Here is a 17,717-nt window from a genome sequence, read left to right on the forward strand (position 1 = left end):
AGGTTGATTTGCCACAACCCTGTAAGGCGGGGGCGGGCATGTCGCATGTTAGGATTTGCCCTCCGAGTTCCGTGCTTTTGGCCTGGTGACGCCCTGTCTGACGCGTCCGGCGCGGCACTCCCGAGGAGAAATGACAATGCGACGCCGAATCAAAGCGTCCTGGACCGCGATTCTTGTATTTGCCCTGGTGGGCGCCGGTTACTTGTGGATGTACCGGTTCGAGCCGCTGCTCTCCGGAGAGGCGGGTAGCGACGTGTTCGTGTGGGACCGCTGGACCCACCGTGTCTGCGCACTGAGCGATACCGGCGCCGCCACCGAGTGGCATTGCGACAACGCCATGGAAACCGATGGTGCTGGCGGTAACACCAACAATTCCGACGTGTCCACGCGCCTGCGCATGCGCGACGCCGTGCAGCATCTCAAGCTGTAACGCTCCCGACCCTGCTGTCTTGTTCACGCCCGCCCGCCTTCGTTGCGGGCGATTTGCGTTGTTGCGTCAGCCCTTGCTCGGCTCCGCGGCATCCACCAGCTCAGGGGCGGGCACGGCGGGCAGCTTGCGCACCTGCGCGCCCTCCATGCGCCCATGGCGCTGGAACGGGCCAAGATTCTGCGGTTGCCCCGACTCCAGCGCGCGTTCAATCGCTGCCAGTACGCGCACGTCGGCCAGACCTTCTTCGCCATTGGGCTCGGGCTCGCGGTTGTGCAGGATGCAATCGGAGAAGTACTGCAGCTCGCCGCCAAACTGGTTGGTGGCTTCAAAGGCCTGCTCGCGGCTCTTGCCGCCGAGCGTGAGCCGGTGCCGCAGGCCCACCCCAAACGTAAAGCCCGGCGACACTTCCAGATCCCCCTCCGTGCCGACGATGCGGTATTGATCCACATTGGCGCTGCTGTAGCTCACGACAAACTGGGCGACGCGGTGGCTGGCAAAACGCAGCGTCACGGCCACCGTATCGTCAAAGTTGAACGGCACCCCCGACTCGCGCACGCCGATGGCGGACACCTCCACGGGCTCTTCGCCAAACAGATTGCGTACGGCGTTGATCGGATACACCCCCATGTCGGACACGGGCCCGGCCCAATAACCGTGGCTGGCGCGGTGGTTGGATGGCGCCACGGATTGGCTGAACATCGCCGAGAACGCGCGCACCTCCCCCAGCTTGCCCGCGCGCACGAGCTCGATGGCGGCCAGCGTGGCGGGCTCGAAATGCAGTCGGTACGCGATCATCAATTTGGCGTTGCCGGACCGGGCGGCGTCGATCATGGCTTCGCAGTCAGCTTCGCTGGTGGCCATGGGCTTTTCCAGCAGCACGTGCACGCCGCGTTGCAGGGCGGGCAGGGCGTATTGCCGGTGCATGTCGTTGGGCAGGGCGAGGTAGATGGCGTCGATCTCGCCGCTGGCGAGCAGCTGCTCGTAGTCGGCATAGCCGTGGATGTGCTCGATGCCGTAGCGTGCGCCGAGCGCGTGGGCCTTGACCGCATCGCCCGTCACCAGGGCTGTGACGACGGAGTTGCCGCTTTCAGCCACGCCGGGCAAAAACGCCGCCTGCGATATCCACCCGGCACCGACCACGGCGTAGCGCACCGGCTTGCGTACGGTGCGCGCGGGTGCGGCTTGCGGCTCACGCTCAACCTCATGAAAAGCGGTAGACATGACAATTCCTTTGCAATCGTTGCGCACGGTCGCACCGGCGCCATGGTGCGGCGCGCAAAACCGTGCGGGGGTCTAGAACGATTAGCAAAGGCGGTGCCCGCGACGGGTCACACCCGCTGTATCAACCCTTCGCGACGGATTCAACGGTGCTCGGCGCGGCTGTCGCCGGGGGCTTGCTCGCGTTCGTTCAGGCCGTAGTCGCGCACGACGTGGGCAATGCGCAGGCGGTAGTCGGCGAACCCGTGTTCGCGGCCGAAATGCTGGGCGGCGCGGTGCTGTTCCAGGTTGCGCCAGGCCTTGACGGCCTCTTCATCGCGGAAAAACGAGAGGGACAGCATCTTGTCGGGGTCCGTCAGGCTCTGGAAGCGCTCGACGGAGATAAAGCCGTCGACTTGCTCCAGCAGCGGCTTCAGGCGCGCGGCCACGTTGAGGTAGGCATCGCGCTGGCCCGGGGCGGGTACGACTTCGAAGATGACGGCGATCATGGGCTGGCTCCGAGTGGGAACAATCAAACGTGAAAGACAGGAATGCGTGCGTTGGGCGACGACCGATAGGTGACCTCGCCCAGGCCGGCGAGCCAGCGAGCCACCCCAGGCAAGCTCAGCAGATGCTGCACCGTTTCGCGTGCGATGACCACGGCCAGCGTTTCAGCAGGGCAGCGGTGCACGCCGCCGCCGAAGGTCCATAGGCGCGGCTGCGCGCGGCCCGTGTCGAAGCGCAGCGGGTCGGGGTTGGCTTTGGCATCCACGTTGGCGGCGGCCAGCAGCACGAGGATCTTGTCGCCGGCGCGCATGGGTTGGCCGAGCAGCGTGATGTCTTCGGCGACGAAGCGGCGCGTGTTCTGCACGGGCGCATCCAGGCGAAGGACTTCACGCACGAAGGCCTCGATCTCGGCCGGCTGCGCGCGAAGCCGATCGGTCAACGCCGGCTGCCGCGATAGCGCGACGATGCAATTGCCCAGCAAGCCCGCACAGGCGTCGTAGGTTTGGGCCAGCAGTGCGGCGAGGTTGCTGATCTGCGCATCGTCATCGTCGGTCGCAAGGGGGGAATCGGCAAAACGCTGCTGCAGGCGGCTGACCGCGGTATCGGCGTGTTGCACGGTCGAGGCATCGGCGGCAGGGCTCAATGCCGCCAAGTACGCAGCAATGTTGGCCTGGCAAGCCGCCGTATCCGCACGATCGTCGAGCAGCGTTTGCGCGATTGTGGCCAGCGGCACGCGGAAGTGGGCGTCGGCGTGCAGTGCGGTGTCGAGCTGCGCCACGTCGGGCAGGGCGGCATCGGCTTGCCGATGCGCACGGGCGGCCAGCGCGGAAGCGTCCAGCCGGCCCAATGCGGCCATCATCCTGGTCTTGCGCACGCTGTGGTCGGGGCCGTCGATCTGGCGAACGAGGCGGCTGAAGAATGCCCCCGTGGCCGATGCGGCGACGGCTTTGGGCACCGGTTCATCGGCGGGGCGGACGCGGCATGCGGCGCTGCCCAGTACAGCGTCGACGGCATCGGCGCTAGCGGCAATCCACCAGCCCAGTGCCCCGTCGAAAAACAGCGGGCGCGTGGCGGCAAGCTCCGCGTAGTAGGGCGCGGGATCGGGGTGCACGATGGCGTGCAGCGGGTCGGCAGGCGGAGCGAGGGCGGTGTCCATGGGGCAATCGCAATTTGGGCGCAGGAGTAAGATGCCCCATTGTCTGGATGGTCCCTTCGCCTGTCACGCGCCAACAGTTTGGTCTGCACCGAACCATGACTGCATCGTCCCAAGCTACCCAACCCGCCACGCAACCGGATATCGGTCGCGTGGCCGCCACCATTGGGGACCCGACCCGCATCCGCATGTTGCTGCTGCTGATGGAAGGGCGGGCCCTGACCGCCAAGGAACTTGCCTACGGCGCGGGCGTGGAGCCCGCCACGGCCAGCGCGCACCTGCGCCGGCTCGAGGGCGATGCGCTCATCACCTCACTGGCCAGCGGGCGCTACAAGTACTTCGGGCTGCGCTCGCCGGCGGTGGCGGAGATGATCGAATCGCTGATGGTGGTGGCGCCAGAAAAACCGGCCGACCCGCGCCGTTCCACCGTGCCGGAAAACCTGCGTGCCGCGCGGCTCTGCTACGACCACCTGGCCGGGCAATTGGGCATCGAGGTGTCGGCCACGCTGCTGGCGCGCGGCTGGCTGAACCCGCAGGACGAAACTCACGCCGCATACGACGTCACGCCCGACGGCGAGCGCGCCTTCGCGGCCATCGGTATCGATGTGAACGCGTTGCAAAAAAACGGCCGGCGCCGCTTTGCCTACGGCTGCATGGATTGGAGCGAGCGCCGTCCGCATCTGGCGGGCGCGCTTGGTGCCGCGGTGGCCGAGCGCTGCATCGCGCTGGGGTGGCTGGCGCGGCAGAAACACTCGCGCGCGCTGGTGGTAACGGAGGCCGGGCAGGGGAATCTGCGCGCGTGGCTCGCGCGCTAACTGCTTAGGCCGTGCGTGCGGGCACGGTTTGCTGATGTCGCCGTTGCGGTTGCGCACGCCTGCGCCGGTCCAGATACAGCCACCACCCCGTTGCCGCAAACACCGGCAGCATCAACGCCCCAATCATCACCAACACCACGCCGATCGGGCCGAAATAGCGCCCGTTGTGCAATGGCAGCATGCCGGCCAGCAAACGCTGCATCGGTGGCTTGTCGGCAAAGGGCTCGTTGCGTAGGGCTGCACCGGTGGTGACATCCAGCGTGAGTCGATTGAATGCGCGATCGTGTGGGGCATCCGCAGGCAACCAGTTGATTTCCACCTTGCCGTTGCGGGCGTCGTCGATGCGCAGTGTGGCGGTGCCGTAGTTGGGCGCGGCCGCGACGAAATGCGTCCACACACGTTCCAGTGCGGCTTCATCCAGCGGCTTGCGTGGGCCGTCCATCGCCTTGGCCTTGACGGCCACCGGCATGCCGGCCATGCGCTGCAACCCATCGCGGTACCAGTCATACGCCCAGTACAGCCCGCTGAACGCCGCCAGCACATACAGCGGCAACACCAGCGTGCCGACGACGGTGTGCACGTCCCACCAGCGGATACGCCCGGTGCGGCTCCAGCGGATGACGAGCCAGCTTCGCCAATTGGTGATGCGTTTCGGCCACCGCAGGTACAAGCCGGACAGCGCCATCAGCACCAGGGCGATGGTGCTGGCGCCGACGATCTGCTTGCCCACCTCCTCGGCCAGCAATGTACGGTGCAGCAGCTTGGTGGTGGCAAAGAACGATTGCCCACGCGCTTCGGGCAGCAGTGTGCCGGTGGCCGGATCGATGTAGCGCAATTCACCACGGCTGCTACCGCCGCGTTGGCCGGGTGGCCAGGCATACCAGACGCGCCACGGTTCTGTCGGGTCAGCCGCCGCCGTGACGAAGGTGATGGCGCGCTCGGGGATGGCGTTGCGCGCCTGCTCGGCCACCTGCGCCAAGACAGGTGCCGGGCCAGTGCGGGCGGGCAGGCTGAGCACGCCGGGATTGAGCCAGCGCAGCAGCTGATCCTCGTATGCCATCAGCGCGCCAGTGGCGCCGACCACGGCCAGCACCACGCTGGCTGACAACCCTATCAGCCAGTGCAGGCGGAAGAGCACCCGTCGCAGCATTGCCTGTTCGCCGCTTACATCTTGTACCGCACGCCTAGCAGCGCCATGCGCGGCGCACCCGGCATGTTGTAGTTCTCGGCGCCGCCGTGGGCCGAGACGTAGTACGCGCGGTTGAACAGGTTCTGCAGGTTCAGCGTCACGTCCACATGCTTGCTGCGATAACCGGCGCCCAGGTCGACAGTCATATAACCGGGCAGCGTGGTCAGGTTGTACTGCGAAGCGTAGCGCGCGCCCTCGGCACGCACGCCGCCGGCCACGTAGAAGCCGTTCGGCAGATCGTGCTTGAGCCAGAGCGAGCCGCTATGCCGCGGCGTGAGCGACGGCTGGTTGCCGTTGACGGCCACCGTGCCGCTGCGGTCGAACGGGTTCTCCAGGCGGCCGTTCAGATAGGCATAGCTGGCCATGAGCGACCATGTCTTGACGATCTCGCCCGTGAATGACAACTCCAGCCCGCGCGTGCGCTGCGTACCGATGGGCACGCCCAGCAGCGTGACCGGGTCGGCGGCCGTCAGGTTGGTCTGCTTCATGTCGAACAGCGCGGCCGTCACGCTCGCACCGGACGAAAGGTCGTACTTGGCGCCAATCTCGTAGTTGGTGGTCCGCTGCGGGGCCAGCGCGCTGCTGTTGTTGAAGAACGTAAAGCTATCCGCTAGCGGCTGGAACGAGCGGCTGTACGACGCATACAGCGACAGCGGCTCGATCGGGTGATACACCACGCCCAGGCGCGGGCTGACCGGCTTGTCGGTGCGCGCCAGATCGGCATTGCGCGGGGTCAGGTCGTCGCGGCTCTGCTTGAGGATTTCATAGCGCAAGCCCGCGAGCACCGTCCATTGCGGCGAGAACTTGATCAGGTCCTGCACATAGGCGGCGTAGGTTTCGTTGTGCGACAGGCCGTAGTTGGTCGGCGTGGCGTTGGCAGGCACCGTGGGCAACACCGGCAGCACGCGATTGAACAGGTTGACCGAGGTCGTGCCTGCGGCCGCGGCCACGCGGTCGCTCTTGTCCTGATACCCGAGTTCGATGCCGTACAGCAGCGTGTGCTCAACGCCAAAGGTATTCGCCTTCTGCGTCAGCTCGTTCTGCCAGACGGTGCCACGGTCGCTGCGGTTACGCTGGTTCACGCCCAGGCGCGCGGTCGGCACGGCGCCATCAACGATGCTGTTGACGGTCACGTAGTTGTTGCGGCCGAGCGAATACTCGTAGTTGCGCACCACGCTGTGGAACGACCATTGCTCGTTGAAGCGGTGGTCCAGCGTGCCGGTCACGCTCTTCATGGTGGAGTCGACATTGCCGGCGCCTGCATTGGCGGAGCCGTAGCGCGTTTCGATCGGTACGTCGACCGGGCGGCCACGGTACGCCGGCACGCCCTGGTCGGCAATGCGGTTGTCGTGCAGGTAGTCAAACTGCACCGTCAGCTTGGTATCGGGCGCCAGGTTGAACAGGAACGACGGCGAGATAGCCTGGCGACGCAGGAAGTAGTCGTTGCGGAAGCCGCCCGAATCTTCCACCGCGCCGGTCAAGCGCGCGCGGATGGCGTCGTCGTTGATGGATGTGTTCAGGTCGAACTCTGCGCGCTTCTGGCCCTCGGTGCCCAGGACCACGCCCACTTCTGCCAGCGGTGTGGCCAACGGTTTCTTGGTCACGCGGTTGATGATGCCGCCCGACGAACCGCGCCCGTACAGCACCGCGGCCGGCCCCTTCAGCACCTCAATGCGGTCAATGTTCGACAGGTCGCGGAAGTAGAGCGAGTCGTCGCGCAAGCCGTCGACGTACTGGTCGTTGATCGACGAGAATCCGCGAATGGTCACCTGATCGCGCTGCGCATCCCCCAACGAGGCGGACACGCCCGGCACGTTGCGCAGCGTGTCGTTGATCGACAGCGCACCCTGATCCTGGATCACCGCACGCGGCACCACGTTGACGGATTGCGGAATCTCGCGCAGCGGCACCGGGATCTTCGTGGCGGTGTTGGCGATGGGCGTGTCGTAGCTGGTGTTGCCGCGCGTGCCGGTGACGGTAGAGGTGGGCAGCGTGCCCGCGTCGGCTGCGGCAATCGTGTCGGCCGCCATCGCGGCATTCCAGAATGGCAGCGTCCCCAGAACGGCCAGAGACAGACGCAGACCCTCTCGTCGAAATTTCGGCGGCATTGCAGTTCCCGTAAAGTAAATGGCTCCGCCCTCGCGGAGGAGGCCGCCTTGCCCATCAGAGCCGGCGCGCCTTCAGAGTTTGAAGGCGCAAATACTAATGAGAACAATTCCTATTTACAAGAGGGTTAAATAATACTTTTGACGGCGGGCAAACACTGCTGAACTCAAACGCAGCAACTTTCGTTGAACCTGCCGCCGATTGTCGGCACCAAATTGCGCGTCGCGCGTCTGAACCACGGCTTTCCGCTTCCTTTTCATATGCTTTCTTCATCACGTCTGTCGTCGGCTGTGCGCGTTGCTCTCGTGGGCTATGGGTACGCCGGCAAGCTGTTTCATGCCGCCCTGGTGGATGCCACGCCGGGCCTGCAATTGGGCGTCGTTGGCTCCAACCGGCCAGAGGCGGTCCATGCGGACCGGCCCCTTGTGCGGGTCTGCACGCCCGAGACCGCTGTCACCCATGCGGACGTCGACATCGTTGTCATCGCCGCGCCCAATGACCGTCATGCGCCCTTGGCCGAAGCGGCACTGCGGGCCGGCAAGCATGTCGTTGTCGACAAGCCGTTCACCACCACGCTGGCTGAGGCGCGGCACCTCGCGCGCGTGGCACGGGAGACGGGCCGGCTGTTGTCCGTCTTCCAGAACCGCCGGTGGGACAGCGATTTCCTGGCCGTGCAGGCCGCGCTTGCCGGTGGTGCCATCGGCGAGGCCATGCACGTGGAAGCGCATTTCGATCGCTATCGGCCCCAGGTGCGCGCGCGCTGGCGCGAGCAAGCGGGGCAGGGCACGGGCATCTGGTTTGATCTCGGCCCACATCTAATCGACCAGGCATTGCTGCTGCTCGGCCTGCCGGATGCGGTGAGCGCGTCGTTCGCCCGCCAGCGCCCCGGTGCGGAAACGCCCGACTGGGCGCACGTCGTCCTGCACGTGGGCGAGCGCCGCGCCATCCTCCACGCGAGCATGCTGGTGGCCGGCGGCGCGCCGCGCTGGATCGTGCATGGCACGCGCGGCTCCTTCATCAAGCAGCGGATGGATCAGCAGGAGGCGCAGCTGCTGGCGGGCATGACGCCTGGCGCTGCGGGCTGGGGCGAGGATGACTATGCGGGTGTCCTCATCGACGGCGCAACGTCTGCCGCCACCGACGTCGCCACCCCGGCCGGTGACCAGCTCGCCTACTACGCCGCCGTACGCGATGCGGTTCTCGGCCGCCGCGCCAACCCCGTGCCGCCTGCGCAAGCCGTTGCCGTCATGGCGGTGCTCGAAGCCGCTGTGGCCGCCGCCGAAACCGGCACGGCGGTCGTGCCCGACCTCACCGACACGGAACGCATCGACTGGCATGCCGCACGCGTCTTCACGCAAGGGGCCACGGCGTGAACGGTGTGGTCATCCTGTTGCTGGTGGCGGGTGGGCTGCTTGCCGTGGTGGCGTTGGTACAGATGTTGGCCTCGCGGTTGACGCTGCCGGAGTCGACCTTGCTCGCGCTGGCGGGCATCGGCATCGGCGGCGCGTATGTGGGCTTGCAGAACAGTGCGCCGGCGTTTGCGGCGACGTTCTTCGCGCCGCTCATCGACCCGAGCTGGCCGGCGGAAGCGTATCTGTGGTTGTTCCTGCCGCCGCTGCTGTTTCAGGCGGCGCTGTCGGTGGACGTGCGCAGCATGGCGCCGGATGCGGCACCCATCCTGATGCTGGCCATCGTGGCGGTGGTCGTGGCCACGGGCGTCATTGGGCTGGCGGCGTCAGCGGTGACGCCGTTCGGCGTCGTCACGTGCCTGTTGCTGGGCGCGATGATCGCCACGACCGACCCCTCTGCCGTGATTGCCGTGTTCCGCGACGTGGGCGCGCCTGCGCGTTTGATTCGCCTGGTGGAGGGCGAAGCGCTGCTCAACGATGCGGCTGCCATTGCCATCATGGGCGTGCTGCTGGCCATGCTGACCGGGCATGGCGGGGATGCAAGCATTGGCACTGGCGTGCGTGAGCTGGCCAAGGCGTTCGGCGGTGGCGTGGTGTTCGGGCTCGTTGCCGGGCGCATTGCCGCGTTTCTGCTGCCGGCGCTGCGTGGTATCGCCCAGGCCGAGGCGGCGTGGACGCTCGCGCTACCGTATCCGCTGTATCTGGTGGCGGAAAACATGCTGGACGTATCGGGCGTGGTGTCGGTGGTGTGCGCGGGGCTGGTGATTGGCGCGCTGGGCCGCACGCGCCTGACGCCGCGCAACTGGCATCACCTGCAATTGATTTGGGAACAGATTGCCGCACTGGCGGGCGCGGTGGTCTTCTTGCTGGCGGCGGTGCGCGTGCCGGAGTTGCTGCACGGCGTGGTGTGGAAAGACGCCGCGTGGCTGGCGGTGATTGTGGTGGCGGCGCTCGTCGCGCGCCTGGCCGTGCTGTTTGGTCTGTTGCCGGCGCTAGCGTGGTTCAAGCTGTCGGCGCCTGTCAGCCATGCCTACAAGCTGGCGATTGCGTGGGGTGGCCTGCGCGGCGCCGTCACGCTGGTGCTGGCGCTGGGCGTAGCCGAGAACCAGGCCGTGCACGCGGCGGACCGCCACTTCGTCACCATCCTCGCCACCGGTTTTGTGCTCGTGAGCGTGCTCTTCAACGGGGCGACCTTGCGCTGGGTGATGCATCAACTCGGGCTCGATCAACTCTCTGCACAGGAACAGGCGCTGCAAGGGCAGGCGCTGAACATGTCGACGGAAGAAGTGGAAGCCATCATGCGCCGCATTGGCGGGCATTTCCACTTCGCGGCCGGTGCGACGGACCAAGCCGCCGCCATGTACCGGCAGGAAGTCGCGGCCGGCGCTGCCGAGCTGAACTTGGAGGAGGCGCTGACCGAGCGAGAACGCGTGACCATCGGCCTCGTTGCGCTGGCCACGCGCGAGCGCGAGCTGATTCCCGAGTACGGCAACGGGCTGGTCTCCATTCGCAACCTCGACGCGATGATGCGCAACACGGCCGACATGATCGACGCCGCGCGCGCCGAAGGCCGTGTCGGCTACAAGCGCGTGTCGCGCCAGATTCTCGCCAAGAGCGTCGCCTATCGGCTCGCGCAGTGGCTGCATCGGGTGGTGCATATCGACGGGCCGCTCGCCAAGGCGCTGGCCGATCGCTTTGAGCTGCTGGTGTGCCGCCAGACCGTGCTGGAGCGCCTGCGCGCCTACAACCGCGTATCGCTGCAGCCCGTCCTGGGCGAGCGCATGGCGGACTTGCTCGACAGTGTGCTGGTCGCTCGCATCGAAGCCGCAGAAGGCGCGCTGGCCGAGCTGCGCGAGAAGTTTGGCGACTACAGCGCCGCGCTGGAGAAACGCTTGCTGCTGCTGTTCGCCCTGCATATCGGCCAGAGCAAGATCGACACCATGCTGGCCGAAACCGTGATCTCGAAAGAGGTCTACAAGCAGATCAGCGGGGTGATCCGCCGAGCGTGGATGGCGGCGCTGCCGCGGCCGCCGTTAGAGGTGGTGCAGAAAAACGGGCTGTGAACGGGGGCGCCGGAGCGTGCAACACCATCGCGCGCTCACTACACTGACGAGGTCAAAATCTCGAGGCGCTCCCGACATGCGAATCCAATCCGCCAAGCTGTTGTTCGCGTTGCTCCCTGTGGTGTGCGCTTCGACGCTCGCTCGAGCGGCAGAAGTCGAAACCCGACGGCCCGCTGACTTTGTGAACGTGCAGCAGGCCGTTCCGCATATTCAGGCAGATGTGCGCTATTTCACGGCTCACAATTTTGTCGGGCGGAAAATCAGCGGCTATAAGGCGCCCGCCTGCCTGTTGACCAAGCCGGCGGCGCAGGCGCTGCAATCGGTGGTGGAACGCCTGGTGCCGATGGGGCTGACGCTCAAGGTCTACGACTGCTATCGGCCGCAAACCGCCGTCAACGATTTTGCCGTGTGGGCAGAAGACCTGAAGGCGACCAAGATGCGCACCGAGTTTTATCCCACCGTGGACAAGACCCGACTGTTTGCCGATGGCTATATCGCTTATCAATCCGGGCACAGTCGGGGCAGTACGGTGGATCTGACCATCGTGCCGCTGGGCAGCCAGGTTCCCGCCTATGACCCCAAGCGCAAACAGGTCAGTTGCACGGCGCCGATGTCGCAGCGTGCGCAGGACAACAGCCTGGACTTTGGCACCGGCTACGATTGCTTCAGCCCCGTTTCGCACCCAGACGATCAAACCGTTTCTGGGCAGCAGAAGGCAAATCGCCTATTGCTGCAATCCTTGATGGAGCAGGCAGGCTTTAAGCGGCTCGACACCGAATGGTGGCATTTCACCCTGGTCAACGAGCCTTACCCGAGCACGTATTTCGATTTTCCGGTGGCCGATTGAAGGGCTCAATGCGTGGCACGGTGTCATAGCCGCTTGGCCGGCCGATCCCCTTGCAGGTGGCGATGGATGTCATGTGTGACAAAGCCAGAGTCGTTGTCCGGCATCGCCAGCCACTCGGGGTGCGAGAGCGATTGGCGGATGTCCGCCAAACCCGAGGCCCAGTGGTCACGCATGGTGGACGGCCCGAACTGGATGTCCTTGCCCGGCCCTTCATGCTCCTTGGCAGCGTAGATCAGGTGGAAGACGTTGTAGTGCTTGGTGCAGGCCAATTCTTGCGCGTGCTTGTACCACGGCGTGCGTTCGAATTCCTTCGGCGGCAGATGGTCGAGCAACTTGCGCACCAGCCTGCGCGTGGATTGCGATCGTTCCATCCAATCGGTCACGAGCCGCGTGCGGCTGGAGTACTGCAGGTCTTTCTGTCGGCTGGCCACGCCGATCATCGTATCGGGCACCGGTCCCAGCGCGCTCCACAAGTCCACCTGGAACACCAGCGTGTCCTTGCGCGGCTTGGCGCCCAACACGTACGACAGCGGCGTGTTGGACACGACACCGCCGTCCCAGTAATAGTCGCCCTCGATCAACACCGGCGGGAACCCTGGCGGCAGCGCCCCGGATGCCATGAAATGCTCGGCGCTCAGGCGGCGCTCGGTGTTGTCGAAGGCTTCGAGGTTGCCGGTGCGCACGTTGACGGCGCCCACCGACACGCGGATGCCGCCATCGTTGATGCGGTCGAAATCGCACAGGCGCTCCAGCGTGGCCTTGAGCGGCGTGGTGTCGTAATAGCTGGCATCGAGCGGGTCGACCTCGTTCGCGGGCAGCGGCGGCGGAACGCGCGGTGTGAAAAAGCCGCGTTGGCCTTCGAGGAGGGTGTCGGCCGCCTGCATGGCGGTCAGCCATTTACGCAGATGCGCGTTGCCGTCAAACCAGGCGTTCTCAAGGATGTCGGGTAGTGGCGGTGAAAAACTCGGCTGCGTGATCGTCTGCCAGAACTCGCGCAATTTCGCTTGCCGATCCTTCGGGGCGTTGCCGGCAATGATGGCGGTGTTGAGCGCCCCGATGGAGATGCCCGCAATCCAGTTCGGCACGATGCCGGCCTCGTCCAACCCTTCGAACACCCCGGCCTGATAGGCGCCGAGCGCGCCGCCACCTTGCAGCACCAGCGCGATGTTTTCGTACGCCGGCAGCACGATGCGCTGTGCCGTGGTGAGCGGTGCGTCGTCCGGGCGAGAGGATTCGGCGGGGGTGGGCCGCTTGCTTGCGGCCACGCGTAGTTTGGGTGCGGGCATGTCTCCTCGACCTCCTTGGATGTGCTGAGTGCCGTGGTTACTGCATGAACCAGCCGTGGCTCACGACGAACGATTGTCCGGTGAGTGCGGCGCTCGGGAAGGTGGCCAGGAAGCGCACCGTCTCGGCCACGTCCTCCACTGTGGTGAACACGCCATCGACGGTGTCACCTAGCATGACCTTCTTCACGACTTCTTCTTCGCTGATGCCGAGTTCCTTCGCCTGCTCGGGGATCTGCTTTTCAACCAGCGGGGTGCGTACAAAGCCCGGGCATACCACGTGCGAGCGCACGTTATGCGCCGCGCCTTCCTTGGCCAGCACCTTGTTCAGCCCCAGCAGCGCGTGCTTGGCCGCCACATAGGCCGACTTGAGCGGCGAGCCCTCGTGCGAGTGCACCGAGCCCATGTAGATCACCACGCCGCCACGGTCGTCCTTGTACATGTGGCGCAGTGCGGCACGCGTGGTCAGGAAGGCGCCATCGACGTGGATGGCCTGCATCTTCTTCCAGTCGGCAAACGAGTAGCTCACGAACGGGTTGACGATCTGGATGCCGGCGTTGGAGACGAGGATGTCGACCGAACCCAATTCTTCTGCCACGCGGTCGATGCCGCTGTCGACGGCTTGCTCGTCAGTCACGTCCATGCGCAGGCCGATGGCCTTGCCGCCTGCATCGGTGATTTCTTTGGCGACGGCCTTGGCGCCGTCTTCGTTGAGGTCAACGATGGCGATGGCGGCGCCCGAGTTGGCCAATGTGAGCGCGATCTGCTTGCCGATGCCGCTGGCTGCACCCGTGACGACGGCGACTTTGCCTTTCAAATCAGACATGCTGTGTGCTCCTTGAGGGGGAATGAGGAGGGATGGGCCTTACTTGGCGAGGTAGTCGAACACGACCTCGCCCATGCCAAGGGTCAGGTCGGCAATGATGTGCCGAGCTTCGACAATCTCCAGTACCGGCAGTTCGGCCACCGGCGCCAGTGCGTGATGTGCCAGCTCCAGCGACGCAGGCCCGGTCCAGGCGCCTTTCATCTCGACATCGATCATGAAGTTGCGCGACAGCTCGCAGATGCGCGCGGTCTTGCCATCCACGTGCGGGATGATCTTGAGCAGATAGTTGGGTAGTTCCAGTCGGCGCTTCTGTTCTGACAGATCCAGCTCGCGGTACTTGTAGCCCATGGTGCCGGTGGCTACGCGCACCGGGCCGTAGTCCAGCGTGCCGATCAGGGTGTCTTTGTCGGTTTCCAGCTTCGGCGCGGCGAGCTTTTTCGGGAAGCCCCACATCTCGCGGCCGCCGGCCAGTGGCGGATGGTCATCCAGATACATCGCCAGTGTGTAGGTGCCGGGCTTGCCTTCGTAGGTGACCGGAATCACCTGGCCGCTCTCGGTGTAATCACCAAAGCCGGTGGAGTCCGCCATGCGGATGAACTCATAAGACACCAGCGGTTCAGGTACTTCCAGCGGCTCGGGCACCATGGCGCGCAATTTGGCCGGGTCGGTGCGGTACGTGATGATGAAGAACTCGCGGTTGATGAAGCGGTACGGGCCGGGCGGATAAGCCGGGCTCGTGAGCGGCATCGCGAAGGCGGTCTCGCGGACGGTTTTGATGTCCATTGGCACTCCTTGTGCATTGAGATTCAGAGGCGAACGAAAAGAACGTTAGGCGATAGACCATCCTGCCGGGGCTTGATGACAGGGTGATCGTCCCGGCCTCTGAAAATAATTGAACAGGCAACCATCCTACTGCGGCGTCGAGTGTTATTGATAAATAAGAAACAGTAGTTAACTCGATAAACGCACTGTTTCTTATTTTGATGTCTTAAGCGTGAGCGCTTGAGAGGAACGCCCACAACGCAGGGTCAGCGGAGTACGCGACGTTGAATCGCAGCCAGGGGCTGGCCTCGTCGTGTGGGCGGAAGTATTGGCCGGGCGCCAACCAGATGTTGCGGTGGATGGCCTGATCGGCCAGTGCGGACGCATCTGCATGGCGTGGCAAGCGCGCCCACAGAAACAGGCCGCGTCCCGGCGCATCAAACAGCTCGGCACCATGCTCGCGCATGATGGCGGCAACACCGGTGTGGGCGTCGCTGAGCCGCGCACTCAACCGCGCAACGTGCTCCGCATAGCCGGGCCGCGTGACGAAGGCGTGCACGATGCGCTCGGTGATCTCCGACGAAGTCAGCGCCACGGCCATCTTGGTGCGCGCCAGTTCGCGCGTGATGGCAGCATCGGCCACCACGTAGCCCGCCCGCAGTGACGGCGAGATCGTCTTGGAGAAGCCGCTGACGTACAGCGTGCGGCGCAAACCGTCGAGGGCGGCCAGCATCGGCGCGGCCGGGTCGGCGAGTTCACGGTGGAGGTCGTCTTCGACGATCCACAGGCCGTGCTGCTCGGCCAGTTGCAACACGCGGTAGGCGTTCTGCGCGGACATGGACGAGCCGGTCGGGTTTTGCAGCACGGAGCTGGTGAAGAGGGCGCGTGGGCGGTCGGGCCCGTCGGCGCGCAGGATGGCTTCCAGCACCGCCGTGTCGAGGCCATCCGGCGTGCGCGGCACGCCCACCACGCGCAGCCCGGCGAGCTTGAGCACTTGCAGGACATTGCAATAGCCGGGGTCGTCCACGGCCACCACGTCGCCGGGTTTGAACAGCGTGCGCACGATCAGGTCGAGCGCCTGGGTAGCGCCGCTGGTCAGCAGCACTTGCGAGCGTTCGACCGGGAGCCCCCGCAATGCGAGCGATTGCGCCACGTGTTCACCCAGCGGCGCATAGCCCCAGGGGTGTCCGTAGCCCGCCACGCGCAGCGCGGAAACGCGGCTCACGGCGCGCATGGCCTCTTGCACGCCGCGTTCGTCCAGCCAATCGTTGGGCAGCCAACCGCAGCCGGGTTTGATGGCGATGGAGCGATCGGCAAACACATCCGACAGCAGCCAGGCGGCATTGAGCTTGGGCGGCTCCCAGTGCGGTGCCACCGTCGCGGGCTGGGCCGGCGCGCGCGCAGCCACCAGATAGCCCGAGCGCGGCCGCGCCACGATCGCGCCCAGCGCCGCCAGGCGTGTATAGGCTTCCGCCACCGTAAAGGTGCTGATGTCGTGTGCCTGGGCCAGTTTGCGCACCGACGGCAGCCGTGTGCCGGGCAGCAGGCTATGGTCGTCCACGGCCGTACGAATTCCTTGGACGATCTGATCGACCAACGTACGCTGAGGATGATGAGGATCGAGTTGGAGTTGCATGTTGCGATGCGGCATGAGGCGCGTGACTGGCACCTATACAGTTTCTTATAGAACGGCCATCTGTGCATGTCCGCGTGGCAGGTGACTCTGTACAGTTTGCTCCAACCGCTGGCTTGCCAGTCCCACCCGCTTTCCGCTGTTTTTTCGGAGTTGCCGATGAAACCCGCCCCGCACCCGCTGGAAACCACCGATCTGTCCTACTTCTGGATGCCCTTCACGGCCAACCGCCAGTACAAGGCCGCGCCGCGCCTGCTCGTGTCCGCACAGGGCATGTACTACCGCGACGCCGACGGCCGCGAAGTGCTGGACGGCACGGCTGGCCTCTGGTGCGTGAATGCCGGCCACAGTCGCAAGGAAATCGTCGACGCCATCACCACGCAGGCCAGCACGCTGGATTACGCACCGACCTTCCAGATGGGCCATCCGCTGGCCTTCCGCGCCGCCGAGAAGGTCGCCGAGATCATGCCGGAAGGGCTGAACCGTATCTTCTTCGCCAACTCCGGTTCGGAAGCGGTGGATACGGCGCTGAAGATTGCGCTGGCGTACCACCGTGCGCGTGGCGAAGGGCAGCGCACGCGCCTGATCGGCCGCGAGCGTGGGTACCACGGCGTCGGCTTCGGCGGTATTTCGGTGGGTGGCATTTCGCCGAACCGCAAGGCGTTTTCGGGCAACCTGATCCCGGGTGTGGACCATCTGCCGCACACGCATGCGCCGGAGCACAACGCGTTCTCTAAGGGCCAACCGGCCTGGGGCGAGCATCTGGCGGATGAGCTGGAGCGCCTCGTCACGCTGCACGATGCGTCGACCATTGCCGCTGTCATCGTTGAGCCGCTGGCCGGCTCCACGGGCGTGCTGGTGCCGCCCAAGGGGTATCTACAACGCCTGCGCGCGCTGTGCGACAAGCACGGCATCCTGCTGATTTTCGACGAGGTCATCACCGGTTTTGGCCGCCTGGGCGCGGCCACCGCGGCGGAGTTCTTCGGCGTCACGCCCGACCTGCTGACGATGGCCAAGGGCATCAACAACGCTGCCGTGCCGATGGGTGCCGTGGCGGCGCGTCAATCGGTGCACGACACCATCATCGAAGCCGGTGCGCAGGGCGCGATCGAGCTGTTCCACGGCTATACGTATTCCGCGCATCCGCTGGCCGCTGCTGCGGCGGTCGCTGCCATCGATCTGTATCGCAATGAAGGGCTGTTCGAACGCGCACGTGCACTGTCGCCGGTGTTTGAGGCGGCGGCGCATTCGGTCAAGGGCGCGCCGCATGTGAAGGACATCCGCAATCTGGGGCTGGTGGCCGGCATTGAGCTGGAATCGCGCCCCGGTGCGGTTGGCGCACGTGCCTACGAAGTCTTCCTGAAGTGCCTGGAGCGCGGTGTGCTGGTGCGCTACACCGGCGACATCCTGGCGTTTTCGCCGCCGCTCATCATCGAAGAGGCGCAGATCGCGCGCATCTTTGAAACCGTCCGTACCGTTCTGCAAGAGGTAGCCTGA

General features: G+C 65.4%; 15 protein-coding genes. 6 read left to right on the top strand and 9 right to left on the bottom strand.

Going from position 1 to position 17,717, the window contains the following annotated elements; all coding sequences use genetic code 11:
- The first annotated feature begins 136 nt into the window (after positions 1–136).
- Positions 137–430 carry a hypothetical protein gene (locus ACN9M1_RS19275; RefSeq protein ID WP_366171151.1) on the top strand — a complete coding sequence of 98 codons (294 nt, stop codon included), beginning with the start codon at positions 137–139 and terminating at the stop codon, positions 428–430.
- Positions 431–496: 66 nt separating this feature from the next.
- On the opposite strand, the gene ACN9M1_RS19280 is transcribed toward ACN9M1_RS19275, so the two are convergent.
- From ACN9M1_RS19280 to ACN9M1_RS19290, 3 genes are all read right to left on the bottom strand, one after another.
- Positions 497–1,651 carry a Gfo/Idh/MocA family protein gene (locus ACN9M1_RS19280; protein ID WP_426400161.1) on the bottom strand — a complete coding sequence of 385 codons (1,155 nt, stop codon included), beginning with the start codon at positions 1,649–1,651 and terminating at the stop codon, positions 497–499.
- Between the two features lie 140 nt (positions 1,652–1,791).
- A complete protein-coding gene (locus ACN9M1_RS19285) occupies positions 1,792–2,136 on the bottom strand; it encodes an antibiotic biosynthesis monooxygenase family protein (RefSeq protein WP_426400162.1) in 345 nt (114 codons plus the stop codon).
- 23 nt (positions 2,137–2,159) lie between these two features.
- Positions 2,160–3,290: a cytochrome P450 gene (locus ACN9M1_RS19290; protein WP_426400163.1), complete on the bottom strand. Its 1,131-nt coding sequence runs from the start codon at positions 3,288–3,290 to the stop codon at positions 2,160–2,162.
- 95 nt (positions 3,291–3,385) lie between these two features.
- Between ACN9M1_RS19290 and ACN9M1_RS19295 the strand changes: the two genes are divergently transcribed.
- Complete coding sequence (locus ACN9M1_RS19295; protein ID WP_426400164.1) at positions 3,386–4,102, top strand: ArsR/SmtB family transcription factor; 717 nt, start codon at positions 3,386–3,388, stop codon at positions 4,100–4,102.
- A 4-nt stretch (positions 4,103–4,106) separates the two neighbouring features.
- Here ACN9M1_RS19295 and ACN9M1_RS19300 read toward each other — a convergent pair whose 3' ends face one another.
- Together ACN9M1_RS19300 and ACN9M1_RS19305 are read right to left on the bottom strand one after the other, a co-directional pair.
- Positions 4,107–5,252, bottom strand: coding sequence for a PepSY-associated TM helix domain-containing protein (locus ACN9M1_RS19300; RefSeq protein WP_426400165.1), 1,146 nt, complete (start codon positions 5,250–5,252; stop codon positions 4,107–4,109).
- A gap of 14 nt (positions 5,253–5,266) precedes the next feature.
- On the bottom strand, positions 5,267–7,399 hold the full coding sequence (locus tag ACN9M1_RS19305; RefSeq protein ID WP_426400166.1) for a TonB-dependent receptor: 2,133 nt from the start codon (positions 7,397–7,399) through the stop codon (positions 5,267–5,269).
- 258 nt (positions 7,400–7,657) lie between these two features.
- Here ACN9M1_RS19305 and ACN9M1_RS19310 point away from each other — a divergent pair, with 258 nt between their 5' ends.
- The 3 genes from ACN9M1_RS19310 (at position 7,658) to ACN9M1_RS19320 (ending at position 11,716) form a co-directional block, all read left to right on the top strand.
- Entirely contained in the window at positions 7,658–8,770 is a 1,113-nt protein-coding gene (locus tag ACN9M1_RS19310) for an oxidoreductase (protein WP_426400167.1), read from the top strand.
- On the top strand, positions 8,767–10,869 hold the full coding sequence (locus ACN9M1_RS19315; RefSeq protein WP_426400168.1) for a cation:proton antiporter: 2,103 nt from the start codon (positions 8,767–8,769) through the stop codon (positions 10,867–10,869). The genes ACN9M1_RS19310 and ACN9M1_RS19315 overlap by 4 nt, the downstream gene beginning before the upstream one ends.
- Before the next feature lie 76 nt (positions 10,870–10,945).
- Entirely contained in the window at positions 10,946–11,716 is a 771-nt protein-coding gene (locus ACN9M1_RS19320; protein WP_426400169.1) for a M15 family metallopeptidase, read from the top strand.
- 23 nt (positions 11,717–11,739) lie between these two features.
- On the opposite strand, the gene ACN9M1_RS19325 is transcribed toward ACN9M1_RS19320, so the two are convergent.
- The 4 genes from ACN9M1_RS19325 to ACN9M1_RS19340 all read right to left on the bottom strand — a co-directional run bounded on the left by ACN9M1_RS19325 (position 11,740) and on the right by ACN9M1_RS19340 (position 16,223).
- Complete coding sequence (locus tag ACN9M1_RS19325) at positions 11,740–13,002, bottom strand: DUF3734 domain-containing protein (protein ID WP_426400170.1); 1,263 nt, start codon at positions 13,000–13,002, stop codon at positions 11,740–11,742.
- Between the two features lie 37 nt (positions 13,003–13,039).
- Positions 13,040–13,825: a 3-hydroxybutyrate dehydrogenase gene (locus ACN9M1_RS19330; protein ID WP_048935923.1), complete on the bottom strand. Its 786-nt coding sequence runs from the start codon at positions 13,823–13,825 to the stop codon at positions 13,040–13,042.
- A gap of 39 nt (positions 13,826–13,864) precedes the next feature.
- Positions 13,865–14,608 (bottom strand): acetoacetate decarboxylase, encoded by a 744-nt coding sequence (locus ACN9M1_RS19335; RefSeq protein WP_426400171.1) that lies wholly within the window; start codon positions 14,606–14,608, stop codon positions 13,865–13,867.
- A gap of 205 nt (positions 14,609–14,813) precedes the next feature.
- Positions 14,814–16,223 carry a PLP-dependent aminotransferase family protein gene (locus ACN9M1_RS19340; RefSeq protein WP_426400172.1) on the bottom strand — a complete coding sequence of 470 codons (1,410 nt, stop codon included), beginning with the start codon at positions 16,221–16,223 and terminating at the stop codon, positions 14,814–14,816.
- A gap of 156 nt (positions 16,224–16,379) precedes the next feature.
- Between ACN9M1_RS19340 and ACN9M1_RS19345 the strand changes: the two genes are divergently transcribed.
- Positions 16,380–17,717, top strand: a complete 1,338-nt coding sequence (locus tag ACN9M1_RS19345) for an aspartate aminotransferase family protein (RefSeq protein WP_426400173.1) — start codon at positions 16,380–16,382, stop codon at positions 17,715–17,717.

Source organism: Ralstonia sp. R-29 (genome assembly GCF_049913345.1).
GTDB lineage: Bacteria > Pseudomonadota > Gammaproteobacteria > Burkholderiales > Burkholderiaceae > Ralstonia.

Excerpts from the sequence above, each read along its gene's own strand:
- ACN9M1_RS19275 (WP_366171151.1), top strand. The coding sequence starts at position 137 with ATGCGACGCCGAATCAAAGCGTCCTGGACCGCGATTCTTGTATTTGCC.
- ACN9M1_RS19280 (WP_426400161.1), bottom strand. The coding sequence starts at position 1,651 with ATGTCTACCGCTTTTCATGAGGTTGAGCGTGAGCCGCAAGCCGCACCC.
- ACN9M1_RS19285 (WP_426400162.1), bottom strand. The coding sequence starts at position 2,136 with ATGATCGCCGTCATCTTCGAAGTCGTACCCGCCCCGGGCCAGCGCGAT.
- ACN9M1_RS19290 (WP_426400163.1), bottom strand. The coding sequence starts at position 3,290 with ATGGACACCGCCCTCGCTCCGCCTGCCGACCCGCTGCACGCCATCGTG.
- ACN9M1_RS19295 (WP_426400164.1), top strand. The coding sequence starts at position 3,386 with ATGACTGCATCGTCCCAAGCTACCCAACCCGCCACGCAACCGGATATC.
- ACN9M1_RS19300 (WP_426400165.1), bottom strand. The coding sequence starts at position 5,252 with ATGCTGCGACGGGTGCTCTTCCGCCTGCACTGGCTGATAGGGTTGTCA.
- ACN9M1_RS19305 (WP_426400166.1), bottom strand. The coding sequence starts at position 7,399 with ATGCCGCCGAAATTTCGACGAGAGGGTCTGCGTCTGTCTCTGGCCGTT.
- ACN9M1_RS19310 (WP_426400167.1), top strand. The coding sequence starts at position 7,658 with ATGCTTTCTTCATCACGTCTGTCGTCGGCTGTGCGCGTTGCTCTCGTG.
- ACN9M1_RS19320 (WP_426400169.1), top strand. The coding sequence starts at position 10,946 with ATGCGAATCCAATCCGCCAAGCTGTTGTTCGCGTTGCTCCCTGTGGTG.
- ACN9M1_RS19325 (WP_426400170.1), bottom strand. The coding sequence starts at position 13,002 with ATGCCCGCACCCAAACTACGCGTGGCCGCAAGCAAGCGGCCCACCCCC.
- ACN9M1_RS19330 (WP_048935923.1), bottom strand. The coding sequence starts at position 13,825 with ATGTCTGATTTGAAAGGCAAAGTCGCCGTCGTCACGGGTGCAGCCAGC.
- ACN9M1_RS19335 (WP_426400171.1), bottom strand. The coding sequence starts at position 14,608 with ATGGACATCAAAACCGTCCGCGAGACCGCCTTCGCGATGCCGCTCACG.
- ACN9M1_RS19340 (WP_426400172.1), bottom strand. The coding sequence starts at position 16,223 with ATGCAACTCCAACTCGATCCTCATCATCCTCAGCGTACGTTGGTCGAT.
- ACN9M1_RS19345 (WP_426400173.1), top strand. The coding sequence starts at position 16,380 with ATGAAACCCGCCCCGCACCCGCTGGAAACCACCGATCTGTCCTACTTC.